This window comes from Streptomyces sp. NPDC056479 (assembly GCF_042795335.1).
Lineage (GTDB): Bacteria > Actinomycetota > Actinomycetes > Streptomycetales > Streptomycetaceae > Streptomyces.
In genome coordinates this window covers 148,268-162,883 of sequence record NZ_JBHTRZ010000008.1, presented here as the reverse complement: position 1 = coordinate 162,883, position 14,616 = coordinate 148,268, and the positions used below count along the sequence as shown (strand labels likewise).

General features: G+C 69.7%; 12 protein-coding genes. 2 read left to right on the top strand and 10 right to left on the bottom strand.

The window, feature by feature from the left end; genetic code table 11:
- Nucleotides 1-18 precede the first annotated feature (18 nt).
- Nucleotides 19-1,065, top strand: a complete 1,047-nt coding sequence (locus tag ACFQ6S_RS29695; RefSeq protein WP_383416297.1) for a LacI family DNA-binding transcriptional regulator — start codon at nt 19-21, stop codon at nt 1,063-1,065.
- 1 nt (nt 1,066) lies between these two features.
- Nucleotides 1,067-1,963 (top strand): carbohydrate ABC transporter permease, encoded by an 897-nt coding sequence (locus ACFQ6S_RS29690; RefSeq protein WP_383416294.1) that lies wholly within the window; start codon nt 1,067-1,069, stop codon nt 1,961-1,963.
- Nucleotides 1,964-2,005: 42 nt separating this feature from the next.
- Here ACFQ6S_RS29690 and ACFQ6S_RS29685 read toward each other — a convergent pair whose 3' ends face one another.
- The 10 genes from ACFQ6S_RS29685 to ACFQ6S_RS29640 form a co-directional block, all read right to left on the bottom strand.
- Nucleotides 2,006-4,984, bottom strand: a complete 2,979-nt coding sequence (locus ACFQ6S_RS29685) for a BTAD domain-containing putative transcriptional regulator (RefSeq protein WP_383417230.1) — start codon at nt 4,982-4,984, stop codon at nt 2,006-2,008.
- A 986-nt stretch (nt 4,985-5,970) separates the two neighbouring features.
- Nucleotides 5,971-6,792, bottom strand: a complete 822-nt coding sequence (locus ACFQ6S_RS29680) for a serine protease (protein WP_383416292.1) — start codon at nt 6,790-6,792, stop codon at nt 5,971-5,973.
- Nucleotides 6,789-7,100 (bottom strand): CU044_2847 family protein, encoded by a 312-nt coding sequence (locus ACFQ6S_RS29675; RefSeq protein WP_383416289.1) that lies wholly within the window; start codon nt 7,098-7,100, stop codon nt 6,789-6,791. The genes ACFQ6S_RS29680 and ACFQ6S_RS29675 overlap by 4 nt, the downstream gene beginning before the upstream one ends.
- Before the next feature lie 205 nt (nt 7,101-7,305).
- Complete coding sequence (locus tag ACFQ6S_RS29670) at nt 7,306-7,815, bottom strand: GNAT family N-acetyltransferase (RefSeq protein ID WP_383417227.1); 510 nt, start codon at nt 7,813-7,815, stop codon at nt 7,306-7,308.
- A gap of 315 nt (nt 7,816-8,130) precedes the next feature.
- The gene (locus tag ACFQ6S_RS29665; RefSeq protein ID WP_383417224.1) at nt 8,131-9,351 is read right to left on the bottom strand and encodes a TerD family protein; all 1,221 of its coding nucleotides are present in this window, start codon (nt 9,349-9,351) and stop codon (nt 8,131-8,133) included.
- Between the two features lie 143 nt (nt 9,352-9,494).
- Nucleotides 9,495-10,484, bottom strand: coding sequence for a zinc-dependent alcohol dehydrogenase family protein (locus ACFQ6S_RS29660; RefSeq protein WP_383416286.1), 990 nt, complete (start codon nt 10,482-10,484; stop codon nt 9,495-9,497).
- Nucleotides 10,481-11,329 carry a carbohydrate ABC transporter permease gene (locus ACFQ6S_RS29655; protein WP_383416283.1) on the bottom strand — a complete coding sequence of 283 codons (849 nt, stop codon included), beginning with the start codon at nt 11,327-11,329 and terminating at the stop codon, nt 10,481-10,483. The genes ACFQ6S_RS29660 and ACFQ6S_RS29655 overlap by 4 nt, the downstream gene beginning before the upstream one ends.
- Nucleotides 11,326-12,264: a carbohydrate ABC transporter permease gene (locus tag ACFQ6S_RS29650; RefSeq protein WP_383416280.1), complete on the bottom strand. Its 939-nt coding sequence runs from the start codon at nt 12,262-12,264 to the stop codon at nt 11,326-11,328. Before ACFQ6S_RS29650 ends, ACFQ6S_RS29655 begins: the two co-directional genes overlap by 4 nt.
- Nucleotides 12,261-13,631 (bottom strand): ABC transporter substrate-binding protein, encoded by a 1,371-nt coding sequence (locus ACFQ6S_RS29645; RefSeq protein WP_383416277.1) that lies wholly within the window; start codon nt 13,629-13,631, stop codon nt 12,261-12,263. Before ACFQ6S_RS29645 ends, ACFQ6S_RS29650 begins: the two co-directional genes overlap by 4 nt.
- 77 nt (nt 13,632-13,708) lie before the next feature.
- Nucleotides 13,709-14,479: a DeoR/GlpR family DNA-binding transcription regulator gene (locus tag ACFQ6S_RS29640; protein WP_383416274.1), complete on the bottom strand. Its 771-nt coding sequence runs from the start codon at nt 14,477-14,479 to the stop codon at nt 13,709-13,711.
- Nucleotides 14,480-14,616 lie beyond the last annotated feature (137 nt).

The following is a 14,616-nucleotide window of genomic DNA, read 5'->3' as shown; positions in this document are numbered from 1 at the left end:
TCCATCTGGCCGGATACAGTGCTCAGCGTGTTGGCGGACGAAGAGCAGCGGGAGCCGAGTCTCGGCCGTACCGACGGCCCCCGCCGCCGGGCCACGATCCACGACGTGGCCAAACTGGCCGGAGTGTCGCGTCAGACGGTCTCCCGTGCGGTGAACGACAAAGGTGAGATCGACCCGGGCACCAAGGAGCGTGTCCTGGAGGCGGCCCGCCTGCTGGACTACCGGCCCAGCCGGTTCGCGCGCGGGCTCGTGCGGAAGGGGACCGTCACGACTGGGCTGGTGATCCCGGACCTGATGAACCCCTTCTTCCCCGAGGTGGCCGCCGGGGTGCTGGAGGCCGCCGAGCAGCGCGGCTGGCAGGTGGTCGTATGGGACTCGCGGACCGACGAGGCGCGTGAGCGGGAGGCGCTCGACGTGCTCTCCCACCAGGCGGACGCGGTCGTGGGCTACTTCAAGAACCCGGACGACGTGCTCGCCCGGCACCTCGGTGGCGTGCCGCTGGTCCTGCTGGAACGCGGCCCGGAGCGGACGCGGTTCGCGGCCGTGGGCATCGACGCCGCGGCCGGCATCGAACGGGGCATGGCGCACCTGGTCCGTGCCGGGCACCGCCGTATCGGCATGCTGGACGGCGTGCACGGTCCCGCCCCCAGGAGGCACGCCTTCCTGGCGCAGGCCCGGCGGCACGGTCTGCCCGTCGACGAGGGCTGGGTCGCCATGTGTCCCGAGCACAGTGTGGCGGGCGGCGAGAAGGGCATGGAGCGGCTGCTGGACGGGCGGCCCGAGATCACCGCGGTGTTCGGCTTCAACGACCTGATCGCGGTCGGCGCGATGCGCGCGGCCGGGCGCCGTGGCCGGACGGTGCCGGGCGATCTGGCCGTACTGGGCTTCGACGGGCTGTCCCTGGGGGAGTTGGTCCAGCCGGCCCTCACCACCCTGCACATCGACAAGCGGAAACTGGGGCGGCTGGCCGTGGAGCAGGTGGCGCGGTTGCGGGCGGGCGAGGAGCCGATCGGCGGCGCCGACGCCTGGGTGGTGCCCGAGCTGGTGGTGCGGGGCTCCGCCTGACGTGCCGCGGCCGTCGTGGCGGTCACCGCGAGCGGTCAACACAAGCGGTCAACACAGGGGAAGCGCACGCCCCTTGACACTGGTTTTCGGCTGCCTCGATACTCGTCGGCAACGTTCACGTGAACGCTCACGGACCTCGAATCTCCCCTACTGGCCGGTGGTGATGGCCTCCGGCACCACCGAGGACATCTACAGCTACCCGCCCATACTCGTGCCGGGCCCGCATCTGCTGGACAACATGGCGAAGGTGCTCGACACCGTCGACTTCTTCGGCTCGCTGTGGAACACCATCGTCGTCGCCGTGGCCGGTACCACGCTGGTGCTGTTCTTCGACTCGCTGGCGGTATTCGCCTTCGCCAAATACGAGTTCCCGGGGAAGAAGTTCCTCTTCGGCATGCTCCTGGTGACGTACATGATCCCCGCGCAGCTGTCGCTGGTGCCGCAGTTCGTCACCATGGCCGAGTTCGGGTGGGCCGGTTCGCTGAAGGCATTGATCATTCCCAGTGCGGCCAACGCCTTCGGGATCTTCTGGATGCGTCAGTACGCCCAGAACTCACTGCCGGACGAGCTGCTGGACGCGGGGCGCATCGACGGCGCCGGGTTCTTCCGGCTGTACTGGACGGTCGCCCTGCCCCTGTTCCGCCCGGCCCTCGCCTTCCTCGGCATCTTCACCTTCATCGGCCTCTGGAACGACTACATCTGGCCGCTGGTCGTCATGATCAACCCGGACAAGGTCACCCTCCAGGTCGCCCTGGCGAACCTCAACGTCCTGTACAACGCGGACTACGCGCTCGTGATGGCCGGGGCGTTGATGAGCGTCGTGCCGCTGATCATCGTGTTCCTGCTCGGGGCGCGGCACTTTCTGCGGGATCTGGCGGCGGGGGCGACGAAGATGTGACCGAAACCCACGCCCACGGAAGGTGCCGGGTCGGTGCGGTGGTCAGGCCGTCCAGAGTCTGGGTGTGATCAGGGCGCGGACTTCGTCGGCTTCCGCCCTCCCTGTCTCCTCGAAGAGGCTGAGAGCGTCACGCCAGCAAGCCGTGGCCCGGTCCACCTGCCCCAACTCGCTGAGCGCCTTCCCGAGGACCGTCAGCACGTTGCCCCGCATGGGGTCGCCGCCGATGCAGCCCAGGGCGAGGGCCTGTTCGGCGTGCTGGGCGGCCTGCGCCGGGCGGTGGGCGGCCAGATGGGTTTCGGCGATCCGGAAGTGTGTCGTTCCCTCCCAGAGCCGCTGTCGGTGGTCGACGAAGATGGACAGGGCCTCGACGAACTGCTCCAGGGCCTCGCCATACCGCTCGGCCTTGGTGAGGGCGATGCCCACGACATAGTGGCTGGTGGCGAGACGTACCGTGCGGCCGAATTCGGCCTGCGCCGCGAGGCTGCGGCCGGCGATCTCGACCGCGTTGGCGATGTCGTCCATGCCCAGATGGGCTTGCGAGAGGTTGCCCAGGACGGCTGCTTCGAAGGGACGGTTGCCGAGTGCGCGGAACCCCTCGATCGCCTGGATGAAGAACGCCTTGGCGTCCGCGTGCCGGCCCTGGCGCAGACGGATGAGGCCCCGGTTGTTGGCCACCCAGCTGACGGCCGTGGCGTCCTGCCCCAAGCTGACGAGTACGGCGGCGAGTCGTGCCTGTTCCTCCGCCCGCTCGATGTGGCCGGCATCGAGCAGGACATCGGCCAGGATCGTGCGTGCCCTGCCTTCGGCCCTGACATCACCGGCAGCGCCGGCAGCCTCGCATATCGCCCTCGCGGTCCTTTCGAACTGATGGGAGTTGGCCCCGGACTCACTGAGGTCTTTCGCCGCCCACAGCAGGTCGACCGCGGGCCGTATCCGGTCCGTGCCGACCGCCTGTTGTACGCAGGTCAGCAGGCAGTCGGCCTCGGAGTACAACCAGTCCAGGGCCGCGGACTCGGTGGCGAACCTCAACCCCGGGCGCGCGGTGGGCCCCAGGTCGTTCACCAGCCGGTCTCCGGGCCGCTCGATCGCGTAGACCTCCGCTGCGGTGGCCAGATAGAAGTCGAGCAGCCGGGACAGGGCGGCATCCCGAGCGCTCGGCGGCTGCTCGTCCCGCTCGGCACAGGCGCGGGCGTAGAGCCGTGTGAGGTCGTGAAAGCGGTAGCGGCCGGGCGCCGCGGACTCGAGCAGGGAGGTGTCGGCGAGGTCTTCCAGCAGGTCCTCGGTGTCCTCCGCGGGCAGGTCCAGCATTGCCGCTGCGGCCGCCAGCGAGATGTCGGGGCCGTCGGCCAGACCCAGCAGGCGAAAGGCACGGGCGTGCGAGGTGGCCAACGCCCCGTATCCGAGTTCGAACGTCGCCTTCACCGCGAGATCGCCGGCCTGGAGTTCGTCCAGGCGACGGCGTCCGTCCGCGAGCTTGGCCGCCAGCACCGACACCGTCCAGGTGCGGCGGGCCGCCAGCCGGGACGCCGCGATGCGGATCGCCAGAGGCAGGAAGCCGCACGCCGCGACCACGTCCAGCGCGGCCTCCCGCTCGGGTGCCACTCGCCCCTCGCCCACGATCCTTGCGAACAGGGACAGTGCCTCGTCCGGGGACATCACGTCCAGGTCCACGAGATGAGCACCTGCCAGGTCGACCATGCGCGCCCGGGACGTCACCAGCGCCGCACAGCCGTCCGTGCCCGGCAGCAGCGGGCGTACCTGGGTGGCGTCCTTGGCGTTGTCCAGCAGGACCAGGACCCGGCGGCCGTCCAGGATCGAACGGTAGAGCGCCGCCCGCTCCTGAAGCGAGTCGGGGATCGCCGAGTCCGCCGTCCCGAGAGCGCGCAGGAACGAGCCGAGGACCGTCTCCGGATCGGCCGCCCTCGCGCCCGAGCCTTGCAGGTCGACGTACAGTTGCCCGTCCGGGAAGGCGGCCCTCGTCCGGTGTGCAACGTGCACCGCGAGCGTCGTCTTGCCTACCCCGCCGATGCCGGCCAGCGCCGACACGGCCATCACCCGGCCCTGGGTGCCGGAGGTGGACTCCAGCAACTCGCTCAGCTCGCGCACAAAGGCCGAACGTCCCGTGAAGTCAGGTACGTCGGCCGGAAGTTGGGCCGGGCGCACCGGAACGGCCGCTGCCTCGGCCGCCGGCGCCGATGGTTCGGCGAGGCCGGGGTCCGCCTGCAGGATCCGCTGTTGCAGCTCCCGCAGATCCGGGCGCGGGTCCACGCCCAGCTCCTCGTACAGCATCCGCCTGGTGTCGGCGTACACAGCCAGTGCCTCCGCCTGGCGGCCGCTGCGGTACAGCGCCAGCATCAGGAGCTCGCGCAGCCGCTCACGCAGCGGGTGTGCCGCCGTCAGCGCGGTCAGCTCCGAGACCGCCTCCGCGTGACAGCCCTGCTCCAGGTCCATGTCCAGGCGGAATTCCAGGAGTTGCAGGCGCCACTCCTCCAATCGCGTCCGCTGTGTCTCCGCGTAGGGGCCCGATACGCCCGCCAGCGCCTCTCCTTCCCACAGGGCCAGAGCCGTGTTCAGCGCCTGCCGTGCGTGGACCAGATCCCCGGTCGCCGCAGCCCGCTCCGCCTGCGTCGCCAGGTCCTGCGCCACCGCCAGGTCCAACGCGCCCTCGGCCAGGCCCTGTACCGCGTAGCCGCCCGACTCGCTGACCAGGACCTCGGTGCCCAGCACCTTGCGCAGCCGGGAGGCATACGTCCGTACTGCCGCCAGCGCCTGCGAGGGCGGATCCTCGCCCCACAGGGCGTCGATCAGCTCCGCCGCGGTGGCGGTGCGGCCCTCGCGCAGCAACAGGGCCGCGAGCAAGGCGCGTTGCTGGGGGGAACCGGTGGCCAGCTGTGTCTCGCCGCGCCAGGCACGCATTGGACCGAGCACCCCGAAGCGCAAGGACGCGGACTGCGCCTCGTCCCGCCTCCCTACCGCTGATTCGCGGCCCCGAGCTTCCGGCACCCTCGGGCTCGAATCCAGGGCCGATCGGCCCGGTGCCACTGCCGGGGGAGCCGGGGGAGGCTGTGGTGCGCGATTCCGCGCGGTGTCCTGCCGTCCGCTCTCGCCACGTCGGGCCGCGGCGACGACCATGGCCCGTGCTCCGTCGAGACGGTGCTCATCGCCCAGGGCTCGCGCCGCCTCGAACTCCGTCGTGGCGAGACTCACCAGAGAGGACCGCGACAGGGGGTGGCGGGGCCCGAGAGTGGCGGACGCCTTCTGGGCGGCGACCGCGAGCACGTCGGTGGCACGTTCCCATCGTTCACGGTCCTCGGCGGCCAGGGCCGAACCGAACTCGGCCCGGGCCAGGGTCACCAGCGCGGAGAGGGACTGCGGATGGTCACTGCCGAGCAGCCGCACCAGTTGCCGGACCACGTGCGCGAGGGCGTGGACCTGGTGGTCGGCTTCGGTGTGGCGGTCCTGCCTGCGGGCCGTCTCCGCCAGCACGGACCCGGCAAGCAACTGGATCTCCAGTTGCTCCCGGACGGAGCCGTCACCGGTACTGAGACGCAGCGCTTCCTCCGCGGCCTTCGCAGCGCCGGGCAGATCGCCCAGACGGAGCTTGATCGCCGCCAGGTTCGCCAGGCTTCGGGTGGCGGGCCCGCCTTGGTGGTTCTCCGTCTGGAAGGCGATGGCCGGGGACAGGACAGCGACCGCGGCGGGGAGGAGATCGCGGTCCGCGAGGACGACCGCCAACTCGTTGCGGATGTCCTGCGGCATGGTCAGGGAGCGGGGGTCCCGGTGCAGGCGCGAGACCACATGCTCCAGCAGCGCGCGTGCAGCGTCGTCCAGACCGAGTCCTTCGAGCAAGGACGTCAGGTAGGCAAGGTCCTTGCCGAGACCGGGGCGTCGGAACGGATCAGGGTCCTCGCGCAGTGCCGCTACGGCTGCCGGTGTGCTCACGAGGGCAGGTTCGTCACCGCGGAGAGCGCGTTCGGCGCCGGTGATGGCCCGCTGCCAGAGGTCGGTCATGTTTCATCACCACGCAGTTCGCGCTCCATGACCGTCTTGATCGCCGTGAAATTGAGTTCGGCGACCTGTGACGGATCGAGGATCCCTCGCTGTGCCCACTCCTGGATGCGACCCAACCAGGACTCCACCGAGCCGACGGACGAGTCGTCGTTCGACCCGGCACCGTGCTCAGGCTGTGGGGACGGCGAACTCGCCGGGTGGAGGACATCCAGAAGATGCTCCACGTCGAACTGGTCGAAGCGGCGCACGGCCTCGCCGATGGTGGCGGCGAAGAGGACGTTCGCGGCGCGGTCGGCGGTCGCACGATCTGGAGCCTGTTCCAGAAGGATGCCCACGATCTCGGGCTCGTGTTTCTCCGGAACGCCTTTGACCACCGGTCCGCCGGAATAGCCCGAGTAGTCCCCGAGGAGTTGGTGCGCCGTCAGCTGCAGGGCCTCTATGACCGCGCCGCCCTCGCACAGATAGTTCGCCATGCCGTTGTCCACCCGTCCTCTGAGGTGTACTTCGGACTTTTGAGGGCGGTACGGCGCGTGCCAGTCGTCCCCGCCGTGCGCCACACCGGCCCGGGGGATCGGCAGGCGCACCTCGTACGCCGCGGAGATCGTGATCAAGGCCAGGTCGGCGTCCTTGTCGCGACGGCAGACCTGCCCCTTGAGTCTGCTGCCGTCCGTCAGGACGACGTCCACGGACTCGTCCAGCCCGGTGACGCCCCGTAGACAGTGGAGTGCGGTCATCACATATCTACGTGTCAGGAGGAAGCCGCCTCCGAGGCGCTGCCCGGAGTGGAAGAGCTCCACCCAGTAGTCCGCGTTCGTCACGGTGTCTCCGGGACCCGCTCCACGGTGAGAGTGACCTCGAACGACGCTTCGGCCGACGCCTTGGACAGGATCACTCCTGCCTCTGCCGCCAGTGTCAGTCCGAAGGTGACCTCCATGCTCGCCACCTGCCAGCCGTCGCGGCGCGGCACCTGTGTCAGGGACTGCTGAGCGATTGCGGAAGCCTGCACGATGGCCTCTTCCAGCTCCGCGGCACGGTCGCCGAGGGCGGAAGTGGACCGCGAACGGCTGGAGATCTGGCGACTGCCCGCCGCGTCCAGAGCCACGGTCTCGACCCGAACTTCCGCCATGCGTCCCCCTGTTGGTGAGGATCGGGCCGTACTCACTCCCGACTGCCATGGGAAGCGTAGCCAGCGGTACGCCTGAACCGCGACCGGTTCGACGGGCAAGATCCGTGGGCGTGGGGTGGCCGGCGAAGTCGAGCCGAAGTCGATGGGTGCCGGTGCCCGTCCCGGGGATGGGTCGGACACCGGCACCCTCCGGTGGAGCGATCGGTCAGATACCGAACGGTGCCGCGTAGCGGATGGTGCCGCTGGGCAGCCGGTGGTCGGGGTCGAGGGAGAGGGCCATAAGAGCCTCGTCCGGGACATCGAAGGTGACGCCGATGCCGTGGGCGCAGGCGCGAGTGAAGCCGAACCGCGGGTAGTAGGCAGAGTGCCCGAGGACGGTGACGAAGCGTTCGCCCCGCACCCTGGCGGCCCCCAGCGCGGCATGGATGGCCGCAGAACCGGCGCCGGTCCTCTGGTACGCCGGAAGCACCGCGACGGGGCCAAGGCACAGGGCCGGAGTGTCATCGATATGACAGCGGGTCAGCAACGCGTGCCCGACGAGTCGACCCTCCTGGTCGGCGGTGACGATGGACAGGCCGTCGATCCAGGCGGCGTCTTTACGCAGGGCGTCGACGAGGTCGGCTTCCAGCGGGGTCTCGAAGGCTGCCAGCTCGATCTCGCGGACAGCGGGCAGGTCGGCTCCGGTCTCGGCGCGCGTGATCCAGTCGGTGTGCATGGTCATGGCGGGATAGGGATCCGTTCCATGGTGGTGTTCGTGTGGATGTTGTCGCCTCGCGAGCTCACGCCCCGCACGAGATGCGTCCGGGTGAGGTCAGCCCGTCGCCCGCGACGTGAGGATGATCCGGGCGCTGCACAGGGCAGTGGCCTTGAGCGCGGTCATCGACTCACCTCTTCGCAGTTCTCGACTCCGGTTGACACGAACACCGGAAATCTACCAGCCGAGCAGCGGCCACGGATCGGTTCGCCCGCCCGATCCGCCCCGTCCGCCTCATCGAGCAGCTCCGTGGCCACTGCCCGGCTGTATGCCTGCCTACAGCGCCTGCGCCGCCGGCTTCACCATCCCCCTCACCGTGCGGGACTTCACGAAGTCGCCCATGGCCGTCATCTCCCACTCGCCGGAGAACTGCTTGATCATCTTCGCCATCATCACGCCCGTCTGCGCCTCGGCGTTGGTCAGGTCGAAGCGGACGAGTTCCTCGCCGGTGGCCGCGTCGAGGAGGCGGCAGTAGGCCTTGGCGACCTCGGTGAACTTCTGGCCGGAGAAGGAGTTGACCGTGAAGACCAGGCCGGTGACCTCCTGGGGCAGCCGGCCGAGGTCGACGGTGATGACCTCGTCGTCGCCCCCGCCCTCACCGGTGAGGTTGTCGCCGGAGTGGCGGATGGCGCCCTGCACGATCTGGAGCTTGCCGAAGTAGCAGCTGTCGATGTGGTTGCGCTGCGGGCCGTAGGCGATGACCGAGGCGTCCAGGTCGATGTCCTTGCCGCGGTACGCCGGCTCCCAGCCGAGGCCCATCTTGACCTGCGAGAGCAGCGGGCGGCCGCCCTTCACCAGGGAGACGGTCTGGTTCTTCTGGAGGCTGACGCGGCCCTTGTCCAGGTTGATCTTTCCGGCGCCGGGGGCGGGGGCGGGAGGCGCGGGCGGGGCCGGGGGAGCGGCGGGGGTCTGGGGCGCGGGGGGCGTGGACAGGGGCGGGGCCGGCGGGGTGGCCGGGGGCTGCATGGTGGGCTGCGGCGGGGTCACGGGGGCGGCCGCGGCGGGTTCCTCGACCGTGACTCCGAAGTCGGTGGCGATACCGGCCAGGCCGTTGGAGTAGCCCTGGCCCACCGCGCGGGCCTTCCAGGCGCCGTTGCGCAGGTAGACCTCGACGATCACCAGTGCGGTCTCGGTGCCGAGCTGCGGGGGCGTGAAGGTGGCCAGGACGCTGTTGTCGTCGGCGTTGCGAATGGTGGCCGTCGGTTCGATGCCCTGGAAGCTCTGGCCGGCGGCGTCCGGGCTGGCGGTGACGACGATCTTCTCGATGCCGGGGGGCACGGCCGCGGTGTCGACCACGATCGCGTCGGGGGAGGTGCCGCCGCCCGAGCGGTACGTCACGCCCGGCCCTGTCGGCTGGTTGTAGAAGATGAAGTCGTCGTCCGAGCGCACCTTGCCGTCGGCGGTGAGCAGCAGGCCCGATACGTCGAGCCGCACCGGGGCGGCGACGTCCACCGTCACGCGCGCGGCGGAGAGAGGGATGTTCGAGCCGGGGGTCATAGCTGTCATGACCCGTGAACGAGCGAGGCCGTTTTACCGTTCCCTTACCCGGGGCCATTCGGCGGGAGATTGGATTTCGCCCCCCGCCGCAGACGCCGGACGGGCCGAAGACCCGGCCCCTCCGGCGGCGGGAGCGAGGATCTCTACGGCACGACCACGATCTTGCGGCCCACCCCGGACGCGAACTGCTCCAGCGCCTGCGGATACCGCTCCAGCGGGATCCGGTCGCTGATGAAGATCTCGGGGTCCAGGACACCGTTCGCGAACAGTTCCGCCGCGCGTTCGAAGCTGTGCAGGACGGCCATGGAGCCGGTGATCGTGATCTCCTGGTTGTAGATGCGGTACGGATCGATCGTCACCCGGGTCGCGTAGTCCGCCACCCCGAACTGCAGGAAGGTGCCCGCCTTGGCCACCCGGTCCAGGCCGTCCTGGATCGCCGCAGCGTTCCCCGTGGCGTCCACCACGAGGTCCCAGCCCTGCGGTCGGTCCAGCTCGTCCGGGTTCGCGGCGGAGGCCGAGACGCCGAGGTTGCGTGCGGTCTCCAGACGGGCCGGGTTCACGTCCACCACGTCCACACTGGCCGCGCCGGTCCGCTTCGCCAGCTCCAGCATCATCAGGCCCATCGTGCCGGAGCCGTAGATCAGGACATGGGCGCCTAGGCGGGACTGCAGGACGTCGTAGCCGCGCACCGCGCAGGACAGGGGCTCGACCAGTGCCGCGTCCTGGGTGCGGACGTGCTCGGGGAGCTTCACGCAGTTCGCCACGGGGGCCACCGCGTACTGCGCCGCGCCGCCGGCCGTGGTCACGCCGATCGCCGCCCAGCGTTCGCAGAGGTTGTTGTGGCCGGTGCGGCAGTAGCGGCACTCGTGGCAGTAGAGGGACGGGTCGACCGCGACCCGGTCGCCCACCGACACCTCGGTGACCTGGGTGCCGACCCCGACCACCGCGCCGGCGAACTCGTGCCCGGGCACGATCGGCAGCTTCGGCGCGAACTCGCCCTGGAGGATGTGCAGATCGGTGCCGCACAGCCCGCAGGCCGCCACTTCGACGACGACCTCGCGCGGCCCTGGCGTCGGGTCCGGGACCTCGGCGACGATGGCCTTGCCCACGGACTCGATGACGGCGGCCTTCATTTCACGGCTCCCAACGACAGGCCCTGGACCAGCTTGTCCTGGGCGGCGAACCCCGCGGCGAGCACCGGCAGGGAGATGACGAGCGACGCGGCGCACACCTTCGCCAGGAACAGGCCCTGGCTGGTGATGAAGCCGGTCAGGAAGACGGGGGCGGTCTCGGCGACCACCCCGGTCAGCACTCGGGCGAACAGCAGCTCGTTCCAGCTGAAGATGAAGCAGATCAGGGAGGTCGCTGCGATGCCGGGGAGCGCGATGGGGGCCACCACGCGGGTGAGGATCGTCGGCAGTTTCGCGCCGTCCACCCGTGCCGCCTCGATGATCGCGACCGGGATCTCGGCGAGGAAGGAGTGCATCATCCACACCGCGATCGGCAGGTTCATGGAGGTGTAGAGGATGACCAGCAGCCAGATGTTGTCGAGCATGTCCGTGTTCTTCGCGAACAGGTACAGCGGCAGCAGGCCCGCCACGACCGGCAGCATCTTCGTCGACAGGAAGAAGAACAGGACGTCGGTCCACTTCTTCACCGGCCGGATCGACAGGGCGTATGCCGCCGGGAGGGCGAGGACCAGGACGAACAGCGTCGAAGCCACCGACGCCACCGTCGAGTTGATCAGCGCCGGCCAGGGGCTCGCGCCGCCGGCCGCGCCGAAGAACTCGCGGTAGCCGTCCAGGGTCAGCGACGCCGCGAAGGACGGCGGGTTGGTCGCCGCGTCCGCCTCGGAGTGGAAGGACGTCAGGGCCATCCAGGCGATCGGCAGGAAGAACGCGATCCCGAGCAGCCAGGCCACCAGGCCCAGGCCCGCTCCCTTGCGTCGGCTGCGAAGTCGTACGGCCACGGCGCTCATGCGCGCGACACCTCCTCGCGGAACAGGGACGACACCACGCGCAGCGCGAAGGTCGCGATGATGATCGAGCCGATGACCACCAGGACGCCCGCGGCCGAGGCGAGGCCGTTCTCATGGGCCTGGTAGAAGCTCTGGTAGACGGTGTAGGGGAGGTTGGCCGTGCCCAGTCCGCCGGACGTGATCGTGAAGACCGCGTCGAAGTTCTGGACGATGTAGATCGAGCCCAGCAGGGCGCCGAGTTCGAGGTAGCGGCGCAGGTGCGGGAGCGTGAGGTGGCGGAAGATCTGCCAGTCGCTCGCGCCGTCGACGCGGGCCGCCTCGATCTGCTCGTGGTCGCGGCTCTGGAGTCCGGCCAGCAGGATCAGCATCATGAACGGCGTCCACTGCCACACGAGGGAGGCCTCCACCGCGAGCAGCGGTGTGTTGGAGATCCAGTCGGGCTGTGGGCCGCCCACATAGTGCAACAACCCATTGAGCAGGCCGTATTCAGGGTTGTAGAGCACATGTTTCCAGAGCAGTGCCGCTGCCACGGGCACCACGAGGAACGGGGCGATCAGGAGGGTGCGGACCACACCCCGGCCGCGGAACTTGCGGTCCAGGAGGAGGGCGAGCACCAGGCCGAGGACCAGGCTGGCCAGCACCACCGCGACCGTCAGCAGCACCGTCGTCCACACCGAGTGGCGCAGATCGGCGTCGGTGAGGACTTCTCGGTAGTTGTCGATGCCTGCGAACTGGCGGGCGTCCGGGTACAGGGCGTTCCAGTCGAAGAACGAGATCACCAGCGTCGCCACGAACGGCAGCTGAGTCACCACGATCATGAAGATCAGAGCGGGCAGCAGAGGGGCCCGGGTCGCCCAGGCGCGCAGCCGGGCGGAGGGTTGGCGTGTCGTACGCACGGGAGTCGTGGCCGCGGGGGCCGTGGTGGTCGCTGTCATCGCCCCTCGTACTCCTCGGAGATCTTCTCGGCGAGCTGCTGGGACTTGTTCAGGGCCGAGTCGACGGACTGGCGTCCGGCGATGGCCGCGCTGATCTCCTGGGAGACCTTGGTGCCGAGGTCGGTGAACTCGGGGATGCCGACGAACTGGATGCCGGGCGCGGGGCGCGGCTGTACGCCGGGGTCGTTCGGGCGGGCGCCCTCGATGGCCTCCTTCGTCATCTCCTGGAAGGCCGCCGCCTCCTCGCGGTACGCGGGGTTGGCATAGGTGGAGGCCCGCTTGCCGGCCGGGACGTTGGACCAGCCGATCTCGTCGCCGACCAGCTGCTCGTACTGCTTGCTCGACGCCCAGGAGACGAACTGCCAGGCCTTGTCGGGGTTGCGGGAGGCCTGCTGGATGCCCCAGGCCCAGGTGTAGAGCCAGCCGGAGGACTCCGTCTTGTCGACGGGCGCGGGGGCGTAGCCGATCTTGCCCTTGACCGGGCTGTTCGCCGCCTCCAGGGAACCGGCCGCGGAGGTGGCGTCGTACCACATGGCGACCTTGCCCTGGGTCATGTTGTTCAGGCACTCGGCGAAGCCGGACTGGGCCGCACCCGACTCACCGTGGTCGCGCACCAGGTCGACATAGAACTTCGTCGCCTTCTCCCACTCGGGGGAGTTCAGCCGTGCCTTCCAGTTCTTGTCGAACCAGGTGCCGCCGAAGGTGTTCACCACCGTGGTGAGCGGGGCCATCACCTCGCCCCAGCCCGGCAGGCCGCGCAGACAGATGCCCTTCATGCCCGACTCGGCGCCGTCCGCCTTCGCCGCGAGGTCCGCCACCTGCTGCCAGGTGGGGTGCTCGGGCATCGTCAGGCCGGCCTTCTCGAACACGTCCTTGCGGTACATCAGGAAGGACGACTCGCCGTAGAAGGGCTGGCCGTAGAGCTTGCCGTCGTCGCCGGTCAGGGACTGGCGCATCGGCCCCAGGACGTCCTGCTCGTCGTACGCCGGGTCCTTGGCGACGTAGGAGTTCATCTCCTTGAGCCAGCCGTTGCGGGCGTAGATCGGTATCTCGTAGTTGGAGAGGGTGGCGACGTCGTACTGGCCGGCCTGGTTGGCGAAGTCCTGGCTGATCTTGTCGCGGACGTCGTTCTCGGGCAGAACGGTGAAGTTGACCTTGATGCCGGTCTCTTCGGTGAAGCGGGGGGCGAGCTTCTGGAGTTCGGTCATCTGGGGGTTGTTGACCATGAGGACGTTGATCGAGTTTCCGCCCGACCCCGCCCCGCCGGCGCCGACCCAGCAGCCGGAGAGCAGCGGGGCGAGCAGCGTCCCTGCGGCGGCCATGGCGAGCGTGGCTCGCGGTGGCCGTCGTCGGCTCTGGGTTCGCATGGATCGCTCCTGGACGTTTGGGGAGATATGGGGCATGCGGAGGCTGACGCGTGCCCCAGGGGGAGTGGATTCGGTTGTCAGACGCGGATGACCTGTGGTCCCAGCAGCGAGTACCGGTGCGCCTCGGCGGCCGGAAGCAGCGTGCTGGTAACGATCGTCTCCAGTGCGCCGATGTCGGCGAACCGGCAGAAGCTGACCGCGCCGAACTTGGTGTGCACACCCGCGAACACCGTGCGGCGCGCGGCCCGGATGGCCTGCGCCTTGACCTCGCTGACGGCCGGGTCGGGGGTGGTCAGGCCGTGTTCGCGGGAGATGCCGTTGGCGCCGATGAACGCCAGGTCGATGACGAAGCCGGCCAGCATCTTCGTCGTCCAGTGGTCGACGGTGGCGAGGGTGCCGGGCCGTACCCGGCCGCCGAGCAGCAGCACGGAGACGTGCTCCGTCTCGGCGAGCGCGCCCGCGACCGGCAGGGACGCGGTGACCACGGTCAGCGGCCGGTCGGTGGGCAGGGCCTCGGCGATGAGCTGGGGGGTGAAGCCCTCGTCGACGAAGACCGTCTCGGCGTCCCCGAGCAACTCGGCCGCGGCACCCGCGATCCGGCGCTTCTCGGGGACGTGGCTGGTGGCGCGGAAGGCGAGCGTCGTCTCGAAGCCGGCGCTCTCCACCGGGTAGGCGCCGCCATGGGTACGGCGGAGCAGGCCATGGTCCTCCAGGAGGCGCAGATCCCGCCGTACGGTCTCCTTGGCCACGCCCAGCGCGGCGGCGAGCTCCGTGACGTCGACCGAGCCGTCACGCCGTGCGGCCAGCACGATCTCGCGTTGGCGTTCTTCCGCCGTGTTCGTGCTCATGACCGACACCTGCCCTTCCGCTTCGCTGCCCGTTCGGGCCCGGTGAGGCCCATGGGGGAAGTTCTACAGGGGGTGTCTGGCACTGACCAGCTCTGTTGCAGGTCCGATGCTGCCCGTGTGTGCCCGTTCACTGTGCG